Below are 21,316 nucleotides of genomic sequence, written 5' to 3' on the forward strand. Positions count from 1 at the left end.
GTGTCGGACGCGTCCGGGACGGGTGCCGTATACCAAGGTAGCGGGCATCGCGCCGCACGGCAATGCCGTGCGGCGACGATTTCAGGCGCGGACCCGCGATCGGGCTGGAGGAGGGCTCCGCCGGCCGATTGCAAGGGTCGCCTGCAGAAACCGAAACCTGCCCGCGGCCCGGATTCTCAGGGTTGGTTGTTCAGATCAGGGCAGCACCGATACCGACCAGGGTTCCGATGACCGCTCCCAGCATGCCGCAAAGGACCGAACGCAGCGTCAGCCAACGGGTGCGGGCCCCCAGCGAACAAGCGATGTAAAACGCCAGGAATCCCAGAATGGCAAGGGCGAGAACTTCTCGCGAGAGCACTGCATCGATCATCGAATCCACGTCTTCTCCTTTTTGGGTTCGTGGGGTCATAGGGGACAGCTGCCGCAAATGCGGACATGGACGTTTCCTCGGCGGCCCGGTCGATCAGCATCGCACGTCGTGGCCACCAGTTGCCTGTTGATCTTACGCGCCTTCCGAAGGGAAGCGTGGCATGGCAGGCAGCCGTTTCCCCGGGAAATCGGTTCCTGTGGGATCGACACCCCGGGTGAGATGCGGAGACTCATGGCTGGATCAGTTGCCGGTAGATTGCCGGAAGTGCGGCTGGAAGGGCGGCCGGGCGCCGCACGATCGCGAAGGCGCCGCGGCCGAACAGGCGCGGCAGGTACTGCTGCGCTTCCTGATCGACGGTGACGCCGAACACGACCAGCCCGACGCGCCGGGCTTCGCTCACGGCACGGTGACTGTCCTCGATGCCGTAGCGACCCTCGTAGTGGTCCATGTCGTTGGGCTTGCCGTCGGTCAGCATCAACAGCAGGCGGTGGCGCGCGGGTTGGCGCTGCAGCTCGGCACTCACGTGCCGGATCGCCGGTCCCATCCGGGTGTAGTGGCCCGGTTTCAGGGCTTGCACGCGGCGTTCCACGGGGGGACCGAGGCGTTCGTCGAAGCGCTTGACCGCGCGCACCCAGACCTGCTGGCGGCGCTGCGACGTGAACGTGTATACCGCGAAATCGTCGCCACAGGCGGCGAGGCCGTGGACCAGGGCCAGCAGTGCTTCCTTCTCGACGTCGATCACGCGCCGGTCTTCGACCCAAGCCTCGGTGGATAACGAGACATCGACGAGGATCGCCACCGCGAGATCGCGCGACTGCTCGTGATGAGAGAGGTAGATGCGGTCCGATCCGGCACCACCCGCGGCAATATCGCAATGCGAGCGGACGACGGCATCGGTATCCAGGTCCGGTCCGTCCAGTTGCGCGCGCAACAGTTCGCGCCGTGGTCGCAGCACCTCGAACTGCTGGCGGACGCGACGAATCCGGCGTCGCGTCGCGGCATCGGGTTGCCAGTCCTCGCCCTCCTCGTCGGAGGGTTCGGCGATCACCACGCAATGGTCGGGCAGGTATTGTTTCTTGCGGTAATGCCATTCCGGGTAAGTGTGAACACCGCGCAGCGGTTGCTCGTCGATCGCCTGGGGCGCGAGGTCGAGGTCGATGCGCAGCCGGTTCGATGCCTCGCGGCGATGGCCGGTGACGGTGAGCTGCTCGAGTTGATCCGCTGCCTTGCGCGCACTGTCGGGGTCGTCGTCCTCGACCGGGCGGTTCACGTTCACCATTTCGGCCCAGGCGAGCATCTTCTCGAAGCGGTTCAGCAGCAACGGGTCGTCGCGCTCGGTCTGATCGAGGCGTCGGCGTTCGGCGCGCCGCTTCGTGCCCTCGTGTTCGGATTCCGTGCTGTCCGCGGCGCGTTCGTCGGCATCGGCGTCCCTGGGCGCGGACGGATCCCGCTGCCAGACTTCGGCCCAAAGCGGCACCGGCAACGGTGGGCGATACCCCTTCGGGGCCAGCCAGCCGGGCAGGCGGGCTTGCGGCGAGCGAATGCATTCCAGCAGCGTGGCCGTCGGTTCATCCATTGGCTCGTCGGCGCCCAGAAGGGCGCGGATCACAGTTTCGATGGCCGCTTCCAGCGGCGGCAACGGTCGTCGTGGACGTAGTTGCAGCAGTGCGTCACAAAGGCGCCGGTGCCGCTGCACCAGACCGGGCAGGCTTGCGCAGGCGGCCTGGCTGGCCTGTGCGGAGTCTCGAAGCAGCCGGAGGTCGCGTTGCAGCGGATCGCTTGGGACATCCGTTTCCGGATGGTGGGCGAGGAACACCGCGAGCCAGAAATAGGCGTCGCGGTTGAGCCCCGGCTCCGGGAACCAGTCGATCACCGGAGGCAGCAACAGGTTTTCCTCGTCGCGGCGCGCCAGCATGAGTTGTTCGTCGTCGAGCCCGAGGCGCTGGCGCCAGGTCAACCGGTGCCCGGAAACTCGAGGAGGCACGGCATCGACGCCCAGACCGGGTGCGCCACCGGCCGCCCGAAAGCACACACCCAGCGTGGTCCTCAGCGCATCGAGCGGCACCGCCGCTTCGGGGTAGCGCGGGTAGCTGGCGGCATCGCTGGCCCAGCGATGCCAGCGGCGCCCGATGATCTCCTCGAATTCGAGCCAGTGCAGCCCCATGATCGTCAGCTGAAGGTCATTCGAATTAGTTCCCGCAACGCGGCGCGGATGTCGGGATCGTCGCTCAGCGGCTCCACCAGGGTGTACTGGGCGGCCTCGTCGATCGGCATGCCGGCCTGCACCAGCGTCGCGCAGTAGATCAGCAACCGCGTGGATACGCCCTCGTCCAGATCACGGCCCTTCAGCGCGCGCAAGCGCCCGGCGAGGTTGACCAGCGCAGCGCAGCGTTCGCCGGAGAGCCCGCTCTCCGCGGCCAGGACCTCGGCCTCGACAGCGGGTGGCGGGAAGTCGAACTCGATACTGACGAAGCGCTGGCGCGTGCTCGGCTTCAGGTTCTTCAGTACGTGCTGATAGCCGGGGTTGTAGGAAACCACCAGCATGAACCCGGGCGGCGCGTGCAGTTGTTCGCCGGTACGTTCCAGCGGCAGGAGCCGACGGTCGTCGGTCAACGGGTGAATGACGACCGTCACGTCGCGCCGGGCCTCGACCACTTCGTCGAGGTAACAGATTCCACCCTCGCGTACCGCGCGCGTCAGCGGGCCGTCCGACCACCGGGTCTCGCCGCCCTGCAGCAGGTGGCGCCCGGTCAGATCGGCCGCGGTCAGGTCGTCGTGGCAGGCGACCGTGTGCAGCGGACGGCCCAGCCGGGCCGCCATATGAGCCACGAAGCGGGTCTTGCCGCAGCCGGTCGGACCTTTCAGCAACAGTGGCAACCGGTGCCGGAACGCGAGTTCGAACAGTTCGCACTCGCGCCCGACCGGGCGGTAATAGGGCCAGTCCGGATCGGCATCCGGGGTTGCCCGAGTCGCGATGCGGGTGACCACGCCGGCGGCTCAGGGGCTCGCCGGGGCGTGGGCCGCGCTGGCGGATGCTTGCGAGCGCGATGGACCGAACACCGCATACAGGAACAGGATCACGCCGATCACGACCGCAATGCCGGCGCCAAGGCGGAACACGTAGAACAGATGCAGATGCTCCTGAACCTCCATGAAGTTCATGCCCATCACCCGCTGCAGGTGCGTCTGCACCACGCCCGCGAAGGTCAGCGCGAAGGTCATGAACGCCATCGCCGAGGTCATGATCCAGAAGCTCCACATGTTCAGCACCTGGTTGTAGGGCTGCTGGCCGCGCAGATGCGGCATCGCGTAGCTGATGATCGCCAGGTTCAGCATCACGTAGGCGCCGAAGAAGGCGAGATGACCGTGCGCGGCGGTGATCTGGGTGCCGTGGGTGTAGTAGTTGATGAACGACAGCGTATGCATGAAGCCCCAGACGCCGGCGCCGAAGAAGGCCATCACCGCGCAGCCCAGGGTCCACAGGATCGCCGCCCGGTTCGGATGGTTGCGCTGGCCGCGCCAGAACATGTAGAACGCGAAGACCACCATCGCGAAGAACGGCAGCACCTCGAGCGCCGAGAAGAAGCCGCCGATCGGCTGCCAGTAGCCCGGGGTGCCAATCCAGTAATAATGGTGACCGGTGCCAAGAAGGCCGGTGAACAGCGCCAGGCCGACGATCACGTACAGCCACTTCTCGATCACCTCGCGGTCGACGCCGGTCATCTTGATCAGCAGGAAGCCGAGCAGCGAGGCTATGATCAGTTCCCACACGCCTTCAACCCAGATGTGCACGATGTACCACCAGTACATCTTGTCCAGCGACATGTTGTCCGGGGTGTAGAACGCGAACAGCCAGAAGATCGCGGCCAGCCAGAGACCCAGCAGCAATACCAGCGAGATCGCGGTCTTGCGGCCTTTCAGCACTGTGAAGCTGGCGTTGTAGAGGAACATCAGGAACGAGACGGTGAGCAGCACCTTCACCCAGACCGGCTGCTCCAGGTAATGCCGGCCCTCGTGGATGCCGAACTGATAGCCGATCAGCGCCGCGGCGCCGGCAAACACGAAGATCCCGAGCTGGATATAGGCCAGTGTCGGGTTGTGAATCTCGTTCTCGGTCTCTTCAGGGAGCAGGTAATAGGTCGCGCCGAAGAAGCCGATCAGCAGCCATACGATCAGCAGGTTGGTGTGGCTCATGCGCATGATGTGGAACGGCATGGCCTCGGACAGGAATTCCGGCATCACGTAGACCAGTCCGGCCATTACGCCGAACAGCACCTGGGCGGCGAACAGCACCATGGCCATCACGAAGAACGGGTAGGCAACCCTTTGTGTCTGATATTTCATCGCTTCCATTCCTCCTCAACCGGCCACGTTCGGCGGCCAGCCCTGGGTGTTGATCCGGCTCATCCACTCGAAGAAATCGACCAAGGCATCGAGTTCGGCGTCGGTGAGGTTGAAGTTGGGCATCTGCCGGCGACCGGGGACGCCAGTCGGCTGGATCTGCATCCAGGTCTTGATACCGGCGCGTGCGCCCTCGGGCGACTCCAATCCGCCGTAACGAATCCAGACATTGCCCAGTTCGGGGGCGAAATAGGCGCCTTCGCCGAGCAGCGTGTGGCAGTTGATGCAGGAATGCTCCTCCCACACCGCCTTGCCGTGCTTGACCGAGTCGGTCAGACCCGCGTGATCGGTCGACTGGGTGACGATGTACCAATGACTGTGCGCGGTCAGCGCGACGAAAATCACGAAAAAGAACAGCGAGCCGCCGAAAAAGATATTTCGCGCCGCAGTCCTCGAAAGCCCCTCCATCATGACGAATTCCCCCTGGTATACGGCCTTGGACGAAAGCCTGGGCCACGCATCCGCGATGCGGTCGGACCGGGCGCGAAAGTAGCAAGGGGCAGCGTGTGCCGGCCTTGATCAAGGTCAAGAGGGGGAAGGCGAAGCCCGGGCACGGATGTTCAGAAACGGCGGATCATGTGAGGCAGCGCGAGCCAGGGACGCGGCAGCATGCGCCGCTTCCGGTACCGAACGGGCTACTACGTCCCGGTCAGCATCGAGCCGGCAGCGAAGCCGATCAATGGTCCGATGGATGCCCGTTCGGCTGGTGCTGGCGCTGTCGGCGCAGGGTGTCTCCGCCAAGGTTGCGCAGCACCTCGAGGTCGATCTCCTCGAAGCGCAGCAGGCGCCCACCGAATTCACCGGAGAAAGCCTCCGCGGCCTGGCGGGTCGAAAACGACGCCAGCGTCGGACCCATCGCCCCCATCCGCGCCTGCCCTGCCACGTACCAGGCTTCTAGCGCATCGACAAACCCTTCCGGGCCGGGTCCGGGTTCCTGCCAATCCCTCCCGTCCATATCCTGCACGTAGATTTCGCGCACCCGCGCCGCGGTTTCGGGTTGCAACAGATATGCGAACAGATCGGAGGTCGAACAGAACATCAGCGGACGCTCGCGCCGATGCTCGTGTGCCTGCCCCTTCGGGCCGGGGTATTCGAGGATGGTCATGCCGCAGACATGGCAGAAGTCGCCGCGGCTGATCTCGACGGCTAGCCGTGGCCCGGCCTGCTGCGGTTCGCCGGTGCAGCCCGCGGCACCGAGGAAGACCAGTCCCACTGCCTGCACCGCCCGGCGACGATAAGGATTCATGATCGACTCTCCATCGTGAAAAAGGCCCCCGGCCGCAGCCGGGGACATTCCGGCGTGAGTCAGGCCGCTTCAACCAGCATGCGCCCGGACATCTCCATGTGCAGCGCATGGCAGAACCAGCTGCAGTAGTACCAGTGAACCCCGGGCTTGTTCGCGACGAACGTGATCGACGCGGTCTGCTGTGGGCTGATCTCCATGTTCACGCCGTGGTTCACCAGCGCGAAACCGTGTGCGACGTCCTCAATGCGATCGAGGTTGGTCACCGTCACCGTGACCTCGCTGCCCTGTTTCACGCGGAACTCGGTCAGGCCGAAGTTCGGCGCCAGGCTGGTCATGTAGACGCGGACCTTGTTGCCGTTGTAGATGACCTTGTTGTCGCGTTCGAGGTCCACCCCGTCATCGCGCGCCTGTTCCGCCGCGTCGGCGAAGAACGGGTCGTCACGCGACCAGACGCGCGCGGGCCGCACCAGGTCCGCTCGCACCATCACCACATCGTGCGGTTCGGGGAACGCCGGGCCGTCGTGAACCAGTCGCATCTCCTCGCCGGAGATGTCGATCAACTGCTCGTTCTCGGGGCGCAGAGGCCCGACCGGGATGAAACGGTCCTTCGAGAACTTGTTCAGCGCAACCAGCCACTTGCCGTCGGCTTCGACGGTCTCGGCCATGCTCGCCATGATGTGCCCGATCTGGTAGTGGATATCCAGCTTCTGCCGGATGTAGTTCACCTGCTCGCCGCGCGCGGCACGGAGTGCATCGGCGATGTTCCACTTCACCACCTGGCTGTCGAGGAACACCGAGGTGTAGGCGTTCCCGCGGCCGTCGAAGGTCGTATGCAACGGCCCGAGACCGATCTCAGGCTCGGCGAGCACGGTGTCGCGCGGGTCGCCGAGCTTGCCCGCGAACCAGTCGTCGATCTTCGCCCATTCCATGATCGTCACCGTCGGCGAGAGCTTGCCGGCCGCGATCACGTACTGCTTGTCGGGGCTCGAATTCAGGCCGTGCGGGCTGCGCGGCACGGGAACGTACAGGGTGTACGGGCTGCCGCCCTCGGCGGCGCCGCGGCCATCGACCACCGGCACCGGGGAATCGCCGATGGTCGTGTAATTGCCTTCGGCCACGGCCTGTTCGATCGCGGGTACGTTGAAGAATACCGCCCAGTCGCGCTCGGGGCCCATCATCTCGGCCAGCGTGACGCCACGATCCGAGTTGTAGCAGGTCGCGCCAAGGTACTTGCCGGTGTAGTCGGTGACCAGGTTGTCCATGTTGCCATCGACCCAGACCTGCCACTTCACTTCCATGGTTTCGGCGTCGAGCGCGGTCATCAATGTCCAGTAGTGTTCCGGCTCGTCGAGGTGGCGGCCGTCGTTCGGCAGCGGAATGATCATCTCGCCGCTGCAGAACAGGTACTCGGTCTTCGGCCAGCGCTGGGGGTTGATGCCGTGGATCGCGGCAACGTTGGGAATCTCGGTGACCTTGTCCGGCTTCATGATGTCCAGCCGGATCCGGGCCACGCGGGTGTTCAGCTTGTCGTTGGTGAACGCGTACTTGCCGTCGTAGGTGCCGTTCTCGTAGCTCAGGTGCACGTGGTGGGTGTCACCGTTGGTGTGCGGGCTGTGATTCAGCACGCGCTTGCTCTCGTTGGTCATGCCCCAGCCGGTCGCGCTCTCGTGGTTGAATACCGGGATGCGCATCAATTCGCGCTGCGAGGGAATGCCGAGAATGCGGATCTCGCCCGAATGGCCTCCACTCCAGAAGCCGTAATAGGTGTCGAGTTCGCCGGGGGGAACATGGTGGTCGAGCCCCGCGTTGCGTCCGCGTGTTCGGGCCTCCGCGGTCCCGAACCCGAGCAGACCCGAGGTCAGTCCTGCCCCTGCCGCACCCGCCAGAGCGGTGGCGCCGAGAAAACCGCGGCGGCTCACACCGCCCTTGCGGTCCCGATCTTCGTGGTCGTTCATCGTCTCCTCCTGGTGCGCTTGTCGCGCCATTATTGGTATGAACCGTGACCCGAACCCGTGACGGAGCGCCTTCCGGAACCCCAGCGCGGCCGGACCCACAGCACCACGCTACGCCGAAGACGCGTCGGTCATCCTTGACCTTGGTCAAATGCCATTATCGGATGTGCGCTTTTGGGTGCAGCGGCGCCGGGGTACTCAGGCACCCTGGCGACGGAAGAGCCAGAGCGCCAATGCAAGCGGCAGCGCGGCCCAGAGAAGCAGGACCCCGGCGAGCAGCGCGGGATTGAACAGTCCGGGCGCGGCGATGTCGGTCAGTCCCGAGTGGACCCGGGCGCCCTCGAAGCCGGCGAGGTTCGCCATGCGGAAAACGTCGGTCGGATTCAGCAGCAGCAGGTACGGGAAGACGTCCTGCCCAACCTGCCCGCCGGTCGAGACCAGCAGGCCCAGCAGCGCGAGGTCGAAGATCAGCACGAACACGAACCAGACGACGAGCGCGAGGCCGGCGGCGCGGGTCTTCTCGCGGACGGTCACGCTGATCAGATGGGCGAACGAAACGAACACCAGTCCAAGCAGGATCGCCGAGAGGATGAAGTAGCTGAACGCCTGCCACAGCTCCACCGGATCGACGTCCTGGGCAAGTACGGTAATGAACAGGCCGGCGAGCCCGAAACCGATTGCGGTCGAGGTCGCGATGATCAGTGCATGACCCAGGTATTTTCCGGCCAGCAACGTGCCGCGGCTCATCGGGTAGGTGAGAAGCAGCAGCAGCGTGCCCTGTTCGCGTTCGCCGACCACGGTGTCATAGGCAAGCATCAGCGCGATCAGCGGGACCAGGAATACCGCCAGGCTGGCGAGGCTCACGACCGTGGTCGCCACTGGCGTGAAGCCGACCGCACCCGTCGCGGCGGCGCCGAAGTAGCTGATGCCGACAGCCAGCGCGGCGAAGATCAGCGAGATCGCGAGTACCCAGCGATTGCGCAACCCATCGCGAAACTCCTTGCCGGCGACGATCATCGCGGCACGCATCATCGGGCCTCCCCAAGGCTGATATGGGCGTACAGTGCCTCCAGCGACGGGTGCATCACGTCGATGTCCTCGACACCTTGGGTGGCGACCAGCGCCTCCAGCGCGCGCATCTTCGCGGCCGGAGGACCGGAAAGCTCGGTATCCCCGGATTCGGCGTCGCGGATCGTGATGCCCAACCCCGCCAGCGCCCCCTCCACCTCGGGCTGGCGCCAGGAGCCACGCACCCGAATACGCAGTGGCAGTGCCGCCTGCATGCGCAGTTCCTCGATCGTGCCGTAGGCGAGCAGCCGACCCTCGCGCAGGATCGCGGCACGGTCGATATGCGGCTCGATTCCGGGCAGCACGTGCGAGCAGAGCACGATCGTGGTGCCCTGGCGCCGGAGATCATCCACGGTGCGATAGAAATCGCGGGTCGCGATCGGATCGAGACCGACGGTGGGTTCATCGAACAGCAGCAGCCGCGGTGTTCCGAGCAACGCCTGCGCGAGCCCGAGGCGCTGGCGCATACCCTTGGAGTACGTGCCGACCCGGCGCTTCGCTGCGGCGTTCAGGCCCACGCGTTCGAGCAGCGCGTCGCATTGCGCCGGTGCCTCGCCCTTCAACCGCGCGAAATAGCGGAGCACTTCGCGGCCGGTCATCTGCGGGTAGAACGAAACGTTCTCGGGCAGGTAGCCGAGCCGGCGGCGCAATGAATGGGCATGGCGCCCGATCGGCGGCCTGCCATACACCAGGATTTCGCCCGCCGACGGCTCGGCGACGCCCAGAATCAGTTTCATCGCCGTGGTCTTGCCGGCACCGTTATGGCCGAGTAGCCCGACGACCTCGCCCTCGCGCAACGACCAGTTCACACCCTCCAGTGCCGCAAGGCGGCCGTACCGGCGGGTCACACCCCGGAGCTCGACCGCGCGAATCGCACTCATGCCGCCCCCCCGGCAATCCCCGGCGGACGCATCAGCGGGTGGCTGTCGCGCACTCCGGACGGACGCAGAATCGGGAACTGCTGCTGCGCCCAGCGCAGCGTCGCGACCGCCGGACTGTTCATCAGCAGCTTGGCCATCGGGTAGCGCCACAGCAGCTTGTCGACCATGTCGTTGGGTTCGTAGGGCTGGTCGCCGATGCCGTCGCCGTTCAGGTCCCAGCCGAGGTAGTCACTCCAGTAGTTGCCACGGCCTTGGTGAGACCACTCCTGCTGCCGGGTGCTGACGTACATCACCTGGGTACGGTTGCGAACGAAGGCGTTGCCGTAAATCGCGTTCTCCTCGGATCCGGCGGTCAGGTGAATGCCGACGTCGCTGTCCGCGAATGCGTTGTCGCGGATCAGGTTGTAGTACGAGTTGTAGACGAAGAAGGCCTTGCCCTCGACGCCCAGCACCACGCCGTGCTCGACCTGACTGCCGCCCGCCCAGCCGCGCACGCCGGTGACGACGTTGCCGGTGATCACGCTGTCGGTCACGAAGTTCAGCAGGATGCCGTAGTTCAGGTCGTTCACCGAACGGTTGCCCGTGACCTCGAGCTGGCGCGACGACATCAGCGCGAGCCCGCTGCGCGTCGCGGTGGTGTGGTTGTCGATGATGCGTCCGTCATGCGCATACATGTAATGGATACCGAAGCGCATGTCGCGGAAGCGGTTGCCGATGAACTCGAGGTCGCGGCTGGTATCGACGTAGACGCCGTCGCGGGCGTCGCGGATGTCGTTGTTCGCGAACGTCCCGCCGGTCACGTTGAACAGGCGGATGCCGTCGCCGCGGTCCTGCGATTGCAGATGCGGCTTGCCGCGGATCGTATTGCCGCGGATCCGCGCGTTCTCCGAATGCCAGACCCAGACGCCGAAAAGCACGTTCTCCATCACGTTCTCCTCGACCCGCAGGTTGTGCGATCCCCGGTCGGCATGGATGCCGGCGTTCATCACGGTCAGGTTTTCGCCGGAGTTCTTCAGTGTCAGGCCGCGGATGGTCACGTCGGCAGCGCCCACGCGGACGATGTCGCCTTCGCCCTGGCCGTCGAGCACGGCCCCGGGCTCACCGGCCAGCGTCAGCGACCGGTCAATCACCAACCCGCCCCGGTGGGTTCCTGCCGGCACGGTGACCGTGGCACCGGGTTGGGCGGCGTCGATCAAAGCCTGCAGGGGAGGGGGGGTGTCGGCGCGGGCACCCGCGAGCAGTGGGAGTAGCAAGAGAAGCAGCGCAATCGTCCAATACCGGCGGGCCCGCGCTGCGAAGTGACCACTGGACCGGATGTCACGCACTCGTCGTTCCCTCAGCCGCCGGCTTCTCCCGGTCACCCTTGCCGGCCATCCCGGCCTCGATGCGCCTGACCGCCTGCTCGGCCACCGGCACGCGTTCGCGGCGCTTGCGCTTGTCGACCACCGGCGGGCATTTCCGGTCGTTGTAATAGGTGACCTGGCAGTCCATGCAGTAGTGGCATTCGTTCAGGTTGATTTCGCCGGTCGGCTTGATCGCCTGCACCTCGCACTCGTTCGCGCAGATCTGGCACGGGCGCCCGCACTCCTTGCGCCGGCGCAGCCACTCGAACTGGCGCAGCCGCCCGCCGATCGCGAGCGCGGCACCGAGTGCGCACAGATACTTGCAGTAGAATTTGTGGTTGAAAGCCGAGATCACGACCAGCACACCGGCATAGAACACGTAGCCCCATTCGCGCTGGAAGTGGAGCACGATCGCGGTCTTGAAGGGTTCCACCTCGGACAGCCACTCGGCCTGTGCCATCGACTGCAAGGAAACCCCGAACAGCACCAGCAGGATGATGTACTTCAGCGACCAGAGCCGGTCGTGCACCACCGGCGGGAAGTTGAACTGCGGCAGCTTGAAGAAATTCGCGACCTTGCCCACGAGTTCCTGCAGCGCGCCGAACGGGCACAGCCAGCCGCAGTAGACGCCGCGGCCCCAGAGCAACAGCGTGACCGCGACGAAGCTCCACAGGATGAACAGCATCGGGTCCATCAGGAAGGTTTCCCAGCGGAAGTCGCCGATCACCGCATTGGTGAAGGTGAGCACGTTCACCACCGAGAGCTGCGCCAGCGTATACCAGCCGATGAAGACCAGCGTGTAGATCAGGAACGTCGTGCGCAGCCAGGACAGCAGCCGGGGGCGGCGCACCAGCCAGTCCTGGAAGAACAGAATCAGCGTCAGCAGCAGCAGCGAGCCCCCGAGGACGGCGATGTGGAAGCTGCGCTCGTGCCAGATGATCACCCACATCGGCAGATCCGCGCGGTCCTGCACGGCGACGGGAGGCTCGGGACGGTCCAGGTAGGCATCGGGCAGCCGGTAGTCGCCGGCGAAGACGACGTACTCGCTGAGCAGCGCGCCGACCTGGCGGACGATCAGCAACTCCGCTTGCCAGGGCCGTCCCGGGTCGAACTCGTGCTCGGCCCGAACGATGAAGATCGCTGTCTCGCCGAATGACGGCATGCCGTCGGCCACCAGCGCGGTGGGGCGGTGGTGGTCGAGATCCCGGAAGGTGATGCCGCGATCGTCCTGCACCAACTGGAAGCGGTCGAAGATTCCGCCACGCACAAACCCGTGACCGCGGAACGAGTAACGGCCATTGGCCATGATCAGCACTGCGTGCTCGCCCTCGTCCAGCTCGTCGGTCAGCCAGTCGTACTGGCGTTCGCCAAGCAGGTTCCGGCCGATCGTCGGCGGGTTCAGATACGCATAGTACAGGTCGATGAAGGTCTGGTCGCGTTCGTCTGCCGGAGCGGTGCCCACACCCTCGGCAGGGGTTCCGACGAAAGCGTCGTCCGCCTCGCCGCGCGTAACAAGGAGATTTCCGACGGATCCCTCGTCGAGCAGCGAGTCCCAGTCCGCTGCTTCGAAGACCTCCATGCGCACCCTGGCTGGCGGCAGGTCCGCGTCCGGATCCGGATCCACGAGGCCCCGGGCAATCGCCACCGCCCGGCCCGACCGTAGAATCGTCTCGTTCTGTACCAGGACCGTCACGGTCGCGCCGGTCACGCCGTCCAGCATCACGTAACCGGGCCGGGACATTGCGCCGACCCGCATTGGATCCAGTATCCGATTGCCGGCGTACTGGGCCACGAACTCGTGCAGACGCCGCTCCGGGATGCCGGCCAGCAGAATGGGCTCGTGGTGCTCGATCACGAAGGCCCCCGTAATGTTGCCGCTCAGGTCGAGCCCTACCAGGTGGTTTACGGGCTTTCCCGAATACGCAGCGATCGGGGCAACGTCATCGGTGTACAGCAGAAAGCCCAGCAGGTCGTCACCCCGCATTACCGCGGCCGAGGGTGGTTCACCCTCCGGTGGGCCCAGCCGGTCGGCGGCTGGAAACAGTCTCAGGATCTGTGCGCGATGGGGGTGCCCCTGCAGCAGTTCAGGCGTTGCGCCGGCGGAAACCGTGGCCGCCGGATCCGCTCCCCAGGCCGCCGGCGGCGATGTGAGACCGATGGACCCGGCAACGATCAGCAGCAGGCTTATCAGGGGCCAGGACAGCGCGCTTCGGTATGCAGCCATGAGCCTTCCCATGCCGTGTTCCCGATCACCTATACCGCAGTGCCCAGGGTTCGGGCCTTGAGGTAGGTCAAGCGAGCTCAGGGCTGGCCGCCGGACTCAATTGCCCAGCAGGTCGCGGCCAGGGCTACTCGGTGGGCAAGGGATCCGCTGCGGACTGTAACAGGGGCACGAGTTCCAGGTGACCCAGCCGGCGGGCGATCGCGAGAGGCGTCTCGTCGGACTGCCCCTGGACCGTGGCGTCGGCGCCGTGATCGAGCAGCAGCGTGACCAGTGCCACTTGGCCGCGGGAGACGGCGCCATGGAGCGGGGTGCTGCCGTTGCGCGCGCGGGTGTTGGCTTCGGCGCCCCGATCAAGAAGCAGGGCCACGGTCTCGTCTTGTCCCTGGACTACCGCCCAGTGCAGCGGAGTGGCCCCGATGCGGCTTCGACGTTCGAGATCGGCACCATGCGCCAGCAGCGTTTCGACCACCTTTAGGTGTCCGGCGGCAGCGGCATGGTGCAGCGGGGTCAGACCCGCACTGTTGCCCTGGTTCGGATCCGCGCTTCGGTCAATCAGCAGTTCGGTCAGCGCCACGTCACCCGCCGCCGCGGCTTCGTGCAACGGACGGTCGCCCAGCCGGTCGAACGGCATACCGATTCGCCGCGGCGCGGCCACATCGACCTCGGCGCCGTGGTCGAGCAGCAGGCGGGCGATGGTTTCGTCGCCCTTGCGCACCGCGAGGTGCAGCGGCGTGGCTCCGAAGTTTCCGGACGCGAGGGTAGGGTCCGCGCCCTGGTCGAGCAGCAGCTGGGCGACGTCGGCATGCCCGTACCAGATCGCAACCTCCAAGGGCGTGTCACGGTCACCGGGCGTGCCGTTGGGATCGGCGCCCATGTTCAGCAGGCGGTATACCAGGGCGGGATCGCCGCGTGCGACCGCCGCGCGTAGCGGTACCGCTACGGCGTCCGGGTCTTCGTCCCGGAATCCGAACCAGCTGCGCCAGTCGCGCACCATCTCTTCCAGATCCCGCAGCGTCGACTCGGATCCGGAAGCGAACGAGGGGCCGGCGGCACCCCAGAAAAGGGTCAGCCCGAGACCGATTGCAAACACCCGCGCAGCAGGGATCATGGGTCGGCCCTGCGGGAGGCCTCGCGCTCCCGTTCCTGCAGCCAGCGATCGATCTGCTCGCGCAGAACCACGGAGGTTTCGTCGTCCTCTCGCAGCGCCTCCACGAAATCGACGAAGTACTGGCACCCCGGGACGCCGGGCGGCGTATCGGGGTAATGCGCGTAGAGAATGATCCGGTTGGTCATGAATTCGAAGGTCCGGTCGAAGTTGCAGTGTCGACGTTCTACGTCCGCGGCGATCATCCGGGTCAACGACCGGACGACGGCCAGCGGACGGGGGTCGGATTCGGCCAGCGCCCAGAGCCGGCTGGTTTCGTCGCTGTCCACGATGAACTGATAGTACTGCCAGAGACGCGCCACCCGCACGGCCGTGGTGTCGTCGGCCTCCAGCTGCATCTCCGCCAGCAGGTCGTAGACGTCGTCCAGCGGGGTGTCGCGGGTCACGCCCAGCCGGGTAAGAATGCGAACGATCTGCGTGGTGCAGGCATCCCAGGCCGGCACCGCCTCGACCTCGCGGTAATCCGGCTCACGTTCGCGCACCGCGTCGAGGTAGAGCCCCTGAACGAAATACGCGAGGGCCTCGTTGACCTTGGTGTCCGAGCGGTAGATCGGGAACCGCCCAGTCAGGTACAGGTGGTGGGCGATCGCATGGATGCCCTCGTGCACAAGAAAGCTGGCGGCGGTGTAGCTGCGGTTGCGGGCCTCCCGGTCGGCGGCATCGAGTCCGGCGAGGAGCGACGCGTTCAGGTGCAGCTGCCCTGTCTCGAAATACGCGGCGGCCGGGCCGCCTTCGCGGGCGACCTCGAAAAACTCGAGTGATGCCACGCCCGGGCCCGTTCCTTCCAAACGATAGCGGCGCAGGTGGGCGGCGACCATCGCGCCGATACCGGTTTGCTCCAGGAGTTCGAACAGGGCCTCCAGCCGTTTTGCGTCCAGTGGTTGCGGCCGTTCGCTCCCGACGCCTCCGGCCAGAAACCGGCACTGGTCGAACTCCGGCAGCAGCGATGCCCCGGTGTCGGGCAGTACCAATGCCGGGGTATCGGCCTGGGAGCCGCCGGCAACAGCCAGCAGCGCCAGCGCCAGGAGCCAGCCGACGACGCCGCTACCGCGCGGACCAGCAGCCCGGCCGGCGCGGGTCTGTGGCCGTCTTGCCCTGGGCGGTCCTGCCGCCGTTCGCTTTTCTGGCACCTGACTCTCCTGGGACCCGTGGCTCAGGTGGCCCGGGTGTCTGCAACTATGCCCCTGCCGCCGGACTCTAGGGCAACACGCTGGCGAAAGCCACACCAATGCCCAGGATTTGTAATCTTCCCGCAGCGGCCCGAACCGCCCGGGGTGCCGTTCCCGAATTTCGGCCGGCAACGGTCTGGAGTTGACGGCAAGGTCTGCACGGGCGACGCTGGTCGGGCGTAGCGGGCAGGGACAGGGACGTGGCATGCCACCACGGTTTCCGGGTGCCGGCCGGATCGTTCATGCTGACCCGGCGGGTGCCGGGATTCGAGGTGCGAAATGCCGTGGTTGCGCCGATTGGTGATGGTCCTGGCCGTGCTGCTCCCGGCTTTCCCCGTGTCGGCGCAGGAACTGCCGCAGGCCCTGGTGCAGGCGGCCGATGCGTACCGGCAGGCACTGGAAGCCGGGGAGCCCCCGGCGCTCGATGCCGCTGCACGCCAGCAATTGACCGAAACGGCCTCGATCCTGTCCGGTGTCGGCGAATGCCGGCAGGCATTGACCCTGCGCAGATTGGTGCTGCGGCGGGACTCGGGCTTCGCGGTCTGGCAGGCGCAGGCGCAGAACGCGCATTGCGCCCGTAACTGGCGGGAAGCCGTGGGCGCGGCCTACCGGGCGTACACGGTCGCTCGGAGCGACCCGGAGCGATTCCAGGCTCTGCGGCTGCTGGGCAGCGCTGCGGTGCAGGACTGGCGGTTCGACAACGCCGACGCGCTGGCGGTGTACCGCGCGGCGAGCCGCTATGGCAGCGATCCGCAGCTCGAGGCCGAGATCGCCCGGCTGACCGAGGATCAGCGCCAGGCGCGGGCGCTGCGACTGGAGGCGATCGAGGTCCGCGACGAGGGCGAGGAACCCAGCCTTTGCCTGCGCTTCAACCAGGCGATGCCCGCGCCCGCCGAACGCCGCTACCAGGACTTCATCCGCACCCAGCCGCGGGTGCCGGCTCGCTTCCGACAAGCGGATACCGACGAAATCTGCATCGATGGCGGCGAGTTCGATCGCGACTACCAGGTAATGGTGCTGGAAGGCCTGACCGACACCGAGGGCCGTTCGTTGCGCACCACTCGCCAGGAGCGGGTTCGCGTGGGGCCGCGCAGCGCCTCGCTGCGTTTCCAGAGCCACCTCTATGTGCTGCCCCGCGGCAGCACCGGCGTGCCGCTGCACGCGGTCAACGTGCACGAGGCGGAACTGGCGCTGTACCGCATTGACGAACGCAACCTGCTGGCGCCGCAGGTGCGCGAGCTTTTCGGCACCGATCTGAGCGCCTGGAGCGAATCCCGAATCGCCGACGAACTCGGCGCTCGGGTCTGGAGCGGACCAGGCGAATGGACGGTCGAGCCGAATCGCGAACAGCGTGTCCTGCTGCCGCTGGCCGACGATCTGCAGGCGCATCCCGGCATCTATGTGGTGACCGCGCGGGTACCACCGGATGACAATGATGGATACCCCGGACCGCCGCGTGCGAGTCAGTGGCTCGTGGTTTCGGACCTGGGGATCACCACCTACCAGGGGCGCGACGGCCTGACTGTCGGGGTGCGCGGGCTGGGCGACGCGCGTCCGCGCAGCAACGTGCGCCTGCAGCTGCTGGCGCGCAACAACACACGGCTTGCCGAAACCCGGACCGACCGGCGCGGCTTCGCGCAGTTCTCCGGCGACCTGCTGCGCGGGCAGGGAGGGCGCGAGCCGGTGCTGCTGTTCGCGCTGCACGACGACGGCGATTTCAACTTCCTCGATGTCAGCCGTAGCCCGTTCGACCTGAGCGATCGCGGCGTCGGCGGCCGCGCGCATCCCGGTCCGCTGGACGCCTATCTGCACACCGAGCGTGGGGTCTACCGCCCCGGGGAAGCGGTGCACATGGGGCTGCTGCTGCGCGACGATTCCGGGCGCGCCGCAGCACCAGTGCCGCTGACGCTGCGGCTGTTAAGCCCCGACGACACCCTGATCTGGGAGGAAGTCGTTCGCCCGGAAGCCGCCGGCGGGCTGGCCCGCACGCTGCGCCTGCCCGCTGCCGCACACACCGGGCGATGGACACTGCTGGCCCACGTCGACCCCGACGCGGCTCCGGTGGGCCAGACCACGTTCCAGGTGCAGGCGATCCTCCCGCCTCGGCTCGAGGCCCGCTTCGATCTGCTGCCCGATACGCCGCTGCCGGTGAAGCAGCCCATCGAACTGGAGCTGCAGGCCGACTACCTGTTCGGTGCCCCTGCGGCCGATCTGGAGGTGCGCTCGGAAGCCCGCGTGGCGGTCGACCCGAATCCGTTCGATGCCTTCCCCGGGTTCCGCTTCGGACCGCTCGGCGGTGACGGAACCGCGGTGGTATTGCCCCTTCAGGACGCCCGGACCGATGCCAGCGGGCGCGCGCGCCTGGCGCTGTCGATCGACCGTCTGCCGGAACCACAGGCTCCGCTTCGGGCGGAACTGCGCAGCGAAGTGCTCGACGTCGATGGGCGGGTCGTGACCGCGACGGCGACCCGGCTGGTCGATACCGGCGTGCCGCTGCTCGGCCTGCGCGTGCCCGGGGATCCGGGACCGGAGGGCCATGTGCTGCTGAACGAGGGGGCGCAGGCGCGTTTCGAGATCGTCGCGGTGAACGCGCGCGGCGAAACCCGGCACGCCGCAGGACTCGAATACCGGCTGGTCGAGGAACAGGTGCATTACCAGTGGTACCAGGAATACGGCCGCTGGCAGTACCGGCGCGAGATCCGCGAGCGGGACCGGGGACAGGGTCGACTCGACGTGACCGATCGCGAACCGGCGGAGCTGACCTTCGCGCTCGACTGGGGCCGGTATCGTCTGGATCTGCACGATCCCGAAACCGAAGCCAGGGCCAGCGCGCGGGTTCAGTTGGGCTGGGGCGGTGCGCCCGGACCCGACGATCCCCCGGATCGGCTTCAGGTCCAGCATGACCGCCCGGCCTATCGGCCCGGCAGCGAGGCCGTGCTGTCGATCGAGGGCAACTTCGACGGACCCGGACAGGTCGTGATCGCGAGTGATCGGGTGCTGGAAGTCCTGCCTTTCTGGATCGAACAGGGGCGGGGACTGCTGCAGGTTCCGGTGGACGCCGACTGGGGCGCAGGTGCCTACGCGCTGGTCACGGCGTTCCGGCCCGAGGATGTCCAAGCCGGGCTCGGGCCGCGGCGGGCGATCGGCGTCGCCTGGCTCGGCCTGGATCCCGACCCGGCTACGCTTGCAGTGAACCTGGATGCGCCCGAGCGGCTGCGGGCGCTGCAAACGCTGGAGGTCGGCGTGGAGATCCCGGACCACCGAGACGGCGAGGCGGTGTTCCTGACGCTGGCGGCCGTCGACGATGGACTGCTCCAGTTGACCCGCCACCCACCGCCACGGCCCCTCGAGCATTTCTTCGGACAACGCCGGCTCGGGCTGGATATCCGCGATCTCTACGGCCGGCTGCTCGACGGCCGTGCTGGCCAGCACGGGCGAATCGGCACCGGAGCGGGCGCCTTCGAGCCGGACGCCTCGCTGGAACCCCCGGTCACGATGCTGTCGCTGTTCTCCGGGGTGGTCGAACTGGACGCCGAGGGCCGGGCCATCGTGCGTTTCGATCTCCCGGAATTCGAGGGGCGTGTGCGCCTGAATGCGGTCGCGTGGTCGTCCCGGCGCATGGGACACGCGAGCCGTCCGGTGACCGTGCGCGACCCGGTGGTCGTGCAGGCCGCGCTGCCGCGATTCCTGGCGCAGGGAGACCGGAGTACCGCGACGGTGACGCTGTTCAACGCGGATGGACCGGAAGGATCCTATCGGCTGCGCTGGCGGCAGCGCAATGCACTGGCAGACCTGGACGGCAGCCGGGTGCTTGCACTGGATTGGGGCCAGCGGGCGGTGATCACGCTGCCGCTGCAGGGCGAACGTATCGGTCACGGGGAATTGCTGCTGGAACTGGAAGGGCCCGAAGGGGTTTCCGTCGAACGGCGGCTGGAGCTTGCGGTACGCCCAGCGTTCGCGCGCCAGGACATCCGCGTGGCCGGACGGCTGGAGGCCGATGGCACGCGGCTGCTGGGCGGTGCCGCGGTGGCTGGGCTGATCCCCAAGACATTATCGGCGCAACTCACGCTCGATTCCCGGCCGCAATGGGATGTCGCCGGCCTGGTGCATCAGCTCGACCGGTATCCCTACGGCTGCCTGGAACAGGTGACCAGTGCCGCGTTCCCGCTGCTGGACTGGCCTGCCTTGCTGCCAGACGCCGACGCACAGGCGCCGGATCCGCAACGCCTGGCCCAGGCGGTGAGCCGGATCCTGGAGATGCAGCTCGACCACGGCGGGTTCACGCTCTGGGGCGGGCCGGGGGATCCGGACGACTGGGCCTCGGTGTACGCGCTCGAGTTTCTCGGGGAGGCCCGCCGCCACGGGGTCGAGGTGCCGGACTTCGCCTGGGAACGCGGCCTGCACTGGCTGCGCGCGCTGGTGGAACTGCCCGAGACTCGCGACGCCCGCCGGATGGCGGCACAGAGCTACGGGCTCTACGTGTTGGCGCGCAACGGCGCGGCACGCTCCGAGACCGCGCGTTACCTGCTCGACGTGGTGGGCGAACGCCTGCCCAGCGGCCTGGCCGCCGGGCACCTGGGGGCGGCACTGGCGCTGGAGGGAGACCGGGTCCGGGCGCAGAAAGCGTTCGCGCTCGCGGATCGTCTGCCGCGTGGCGCGGACCTGGCCGACTACGGCTCGGCGCTGCGCGACCGGGCGGACGTGTTGCGCCTCGCGGCGGCGCATGCGCCCGACATGCTGGATCCGGGGGCATACGCCGAGGCACTGGCGAGCGCCTTTTCCGAGGAACGCTGGCTGTCGACCCAGGAACAGGCGGCGCTGACCCGGGCGGCGGCGGTCGTGTCCGGGGGCGAGCGCGCCCTCGATCTGACCCTCGATCAATACCACCACCAGGCGATCGAGGGTCCGCTGATTCTGCGGCCCGATTCCGCCGCCCTGCGCGAAGGGCTGACGCTGCACAATCGCTCCGGCGACCCGCTGTGGTACGCGCTGTTGGCGAGCGGACATCCGGAACAGCCGCCGCCGGTCAAGGCCGAGGGACTGCGCATCGAACGCCAGATCTTCACGCTCGACGGCAAGGCGCTCGGCCGCGACTCGGTCGAACAGGGTGCGGTGCTGGTGGTCGTGCTCGAAGGGGAGGCGGTGGGCCGCGCGGTCGACGAATACCGGCGGCTTCAGTTGCTGATCGCGGATCCGATTCCGGCCGGTCTGGAAGCGGATTCGCCCGGCCTGGAGGGAAGCCGTGCGCTCGACGGGCTGGACTGGCTCGGCGAGGTCAGCCCGACGCTGTACAGTGATGCGCTGGACGATCGCTTCGTCGCCGCGCTCGATCTGGAGCCGGATACGGCGCGCCACTTCAGGGTGGCATATATCGCACGAGCCGTGACTCCAGGGGGCTACCAGATGGGCCCGAGTTTCGTCGAGGACATGTACAAGCCCTACCTGCAGGGGCGTGGCGCAAGCGGGTGGCTGCACGTCCGGGCGCGTCCCTGAATCG

14 protein-coding genes are annotated in these 21,316 nt (G+C 67.1%); 1 reads left to right on the forward strand and 13 read right to left on the reverse strand.

The features are described from left to right. Positions 1-190: 190 nt before the first annotated feature. The 13 genes from THITH_RS08120 to THITH_RS08180 form a co-directional block, all read right to left on the reverse strand. The gene (locus THITH_RS08120; RefSeq protein WP_232222295.1) at positions 191-370 is read right to left on the reverse strand and encodes a hypothetical protein; all 180 of its coding nucleotides are present in this window, start codon (positions 368-370) and stop codon (positions 191-193) included. Between the two features lie 229 nt (positions 371-599). After that, positions 600-2,534, reverse strand: a complete 1,935-nt coding sequence (locus tag THITH_RS08125; RefSeq protein ID WP_006747572.1) for a nitric oxide reductase activation protein NorD — start codon at positions 2,532-2,534, stop codon at positions 600-602. 5 nt (positions 2,535-2,539) lie between these two features. Next, positions 2,540-3,358 (reverse strand): CbbQ/NirQ/NorQ/GpvN family protein, encoded by an 819-nt coding sequence (locus tag THITH_RS08130; RefSeq protein ID WP_006747571.1) that lies wholly within the window; start codon positions 3,356-3,358, stop codon positions 2,540-2,542. 9 nt (positions 3,359-3,367) lie between these two features. Beyond that, entirely contained in the window at positions 3,368-4,714 is a 1,347-nt protein-coding gene (locus tag THITH_RS08135) for a cbb3-type cytochrome c oxidase subunit I (RefSeq protein WP_006747570.1), read from the reverse strand. Positions 4,715-4,729: 15 nt separating this feature from the next. Then, entirely contained in the window at positions 4,730-5,182 is a 453-nt protein-coding gene (locus THITH_RS08140) for a c-type cytochrome (protein WP_006747569.1), read from the reverse strand. Positions 5,183-5,447: 265 nt separating this feature from the next. Then, positions 5,448-6,017: a nitrous oxide reductase accessory protein NosL gene (locus THITH_RS08145; RefSeq protein WP_006747568.1), complete on the reverse strand. Its 570-nt coding sequence runs from the start codon at positions 6,015-6,017 to the stop codon at positions 5,448-5,450. A gap of 59 nt (positions 6,018-6,076) precedes the next feature. Beyond that, positions 6,077-7,972, reverse strand: coding sequence for a TAT-dependent nitrous-oxide reductase (nosZ, locus tag THITH_RS08150; protein WP_006747567.1), 1,896 nt, complete (start codon positions 7,970-7,972; stop codon positions 6,077-6,079). Between the two features lie 195 nt (positions 7,973-8,167). Then, the gene (locus tag THITH_RS08155) at positions 8,168-8,998 is read right to left on the reverse strand and encodes an ABC transporter permease (protein ID WP_025367400.1); all 831 of its coding nucleotides are present in this window, start codon (positions 8,996-8,998) and stop codon (positions 8,168-8,170) included. Beyond that, entirely contained in the window at positions 8,998-9,918 is a 921-nt protein-coding gene (locus THITH_RS08160) for an ABC transporter ATP-binding protein (protein ID WP_006747565.1), read from the reverse strand. The genes THITH_RS08155 and THITH_RS08160 overlap by 1 nt, the downstream gene beginning before the upstream one ends. Next, positions 9,915-11,243, reverse strand: coding sequence for a nitrous oxide reductase family maturation protein NosD (locus THITH_RS08165; protein WP_006747564.1), 1,329 nt, complete (start codon positions 11,241-11,243; stop codon positions 9,915-9,917). Before THITH_RS08165 ends, THITH_RS08160 begins: the two co-directional genes overlap by 4 nt. Continuing rightward, positions 11,236-13,485 (reverse strand): transcriptional regulator NosR, encoded by a 2,250-nt coding sequence (gene nosR / locus THITH_RS08170; RefSeq protein ID WP_006747563.1) that lies wholly within the window; start codon positions 13,483-13,485, stop codon positions 11,236-11,238. Before nosR ends, THITH_RS08165 begins: the two co-directional genes overlap by 8 nt. A 124-nt stretch (positions 13,486-13,609) precedes the next feature. Then, the gene (locus THITH_RS08175; RefSeq protein ID WP_006747562.1) at positions 13,610-14,593 is read right to left on the reverse strand and encodes an ankyrin repeat domain-containing protein; all 984 of its coding nucleotides are present in this window, start codon (positions 14,591-14,593) and stop codon (positions 13,610-13,612) included. After that, positions 14,590-15,780, reverse strand: a complete 1,191-nt coding sequence (locus THITH_RS08180; RefSeq protein WP_006747561.1) for a hypothetical protein — start codon at positions 15,778-15,780, stop codon at positions 14,590-14,592. Before THITH_RS08180 ends, THITH_RS08175 begins: the two co-directional genes overlap by 4 nt. 318 nt (positions 15,781-16,098) lie before the next feature. On the opposite strand from THITH_RS08180, the gene THITH_RS08185 reads away from it, so the two are divergent. Next, positions 16,099-21,312 (forward strand): alpha-2-macroglobulin family protein, encoded by a 5,214-nt coding sequence (locus THITH_RS08185; RefSeq protein WP_006747560.1) that lies wholly within the window; start codon positions 16,099-16,101, stop codon positions 21,310-21,312. Positions 21,313-21,316 lie beyond the last annotated feature (4 nt).

Origin of the sequence: Thioalkalivibrio paradoxus ARh 1 (assembly GCF_000227685.2) — a bacterium.
GTDB classification, from domain to species: domain Bacteria; phylum Pseudomonadota; class Gammaproteobacteria; order Ectothiorhodospirales; family Ectothiorhodospiraceae; genus Thioalkalivibrio; species Thioalkalivibrio paradoxus.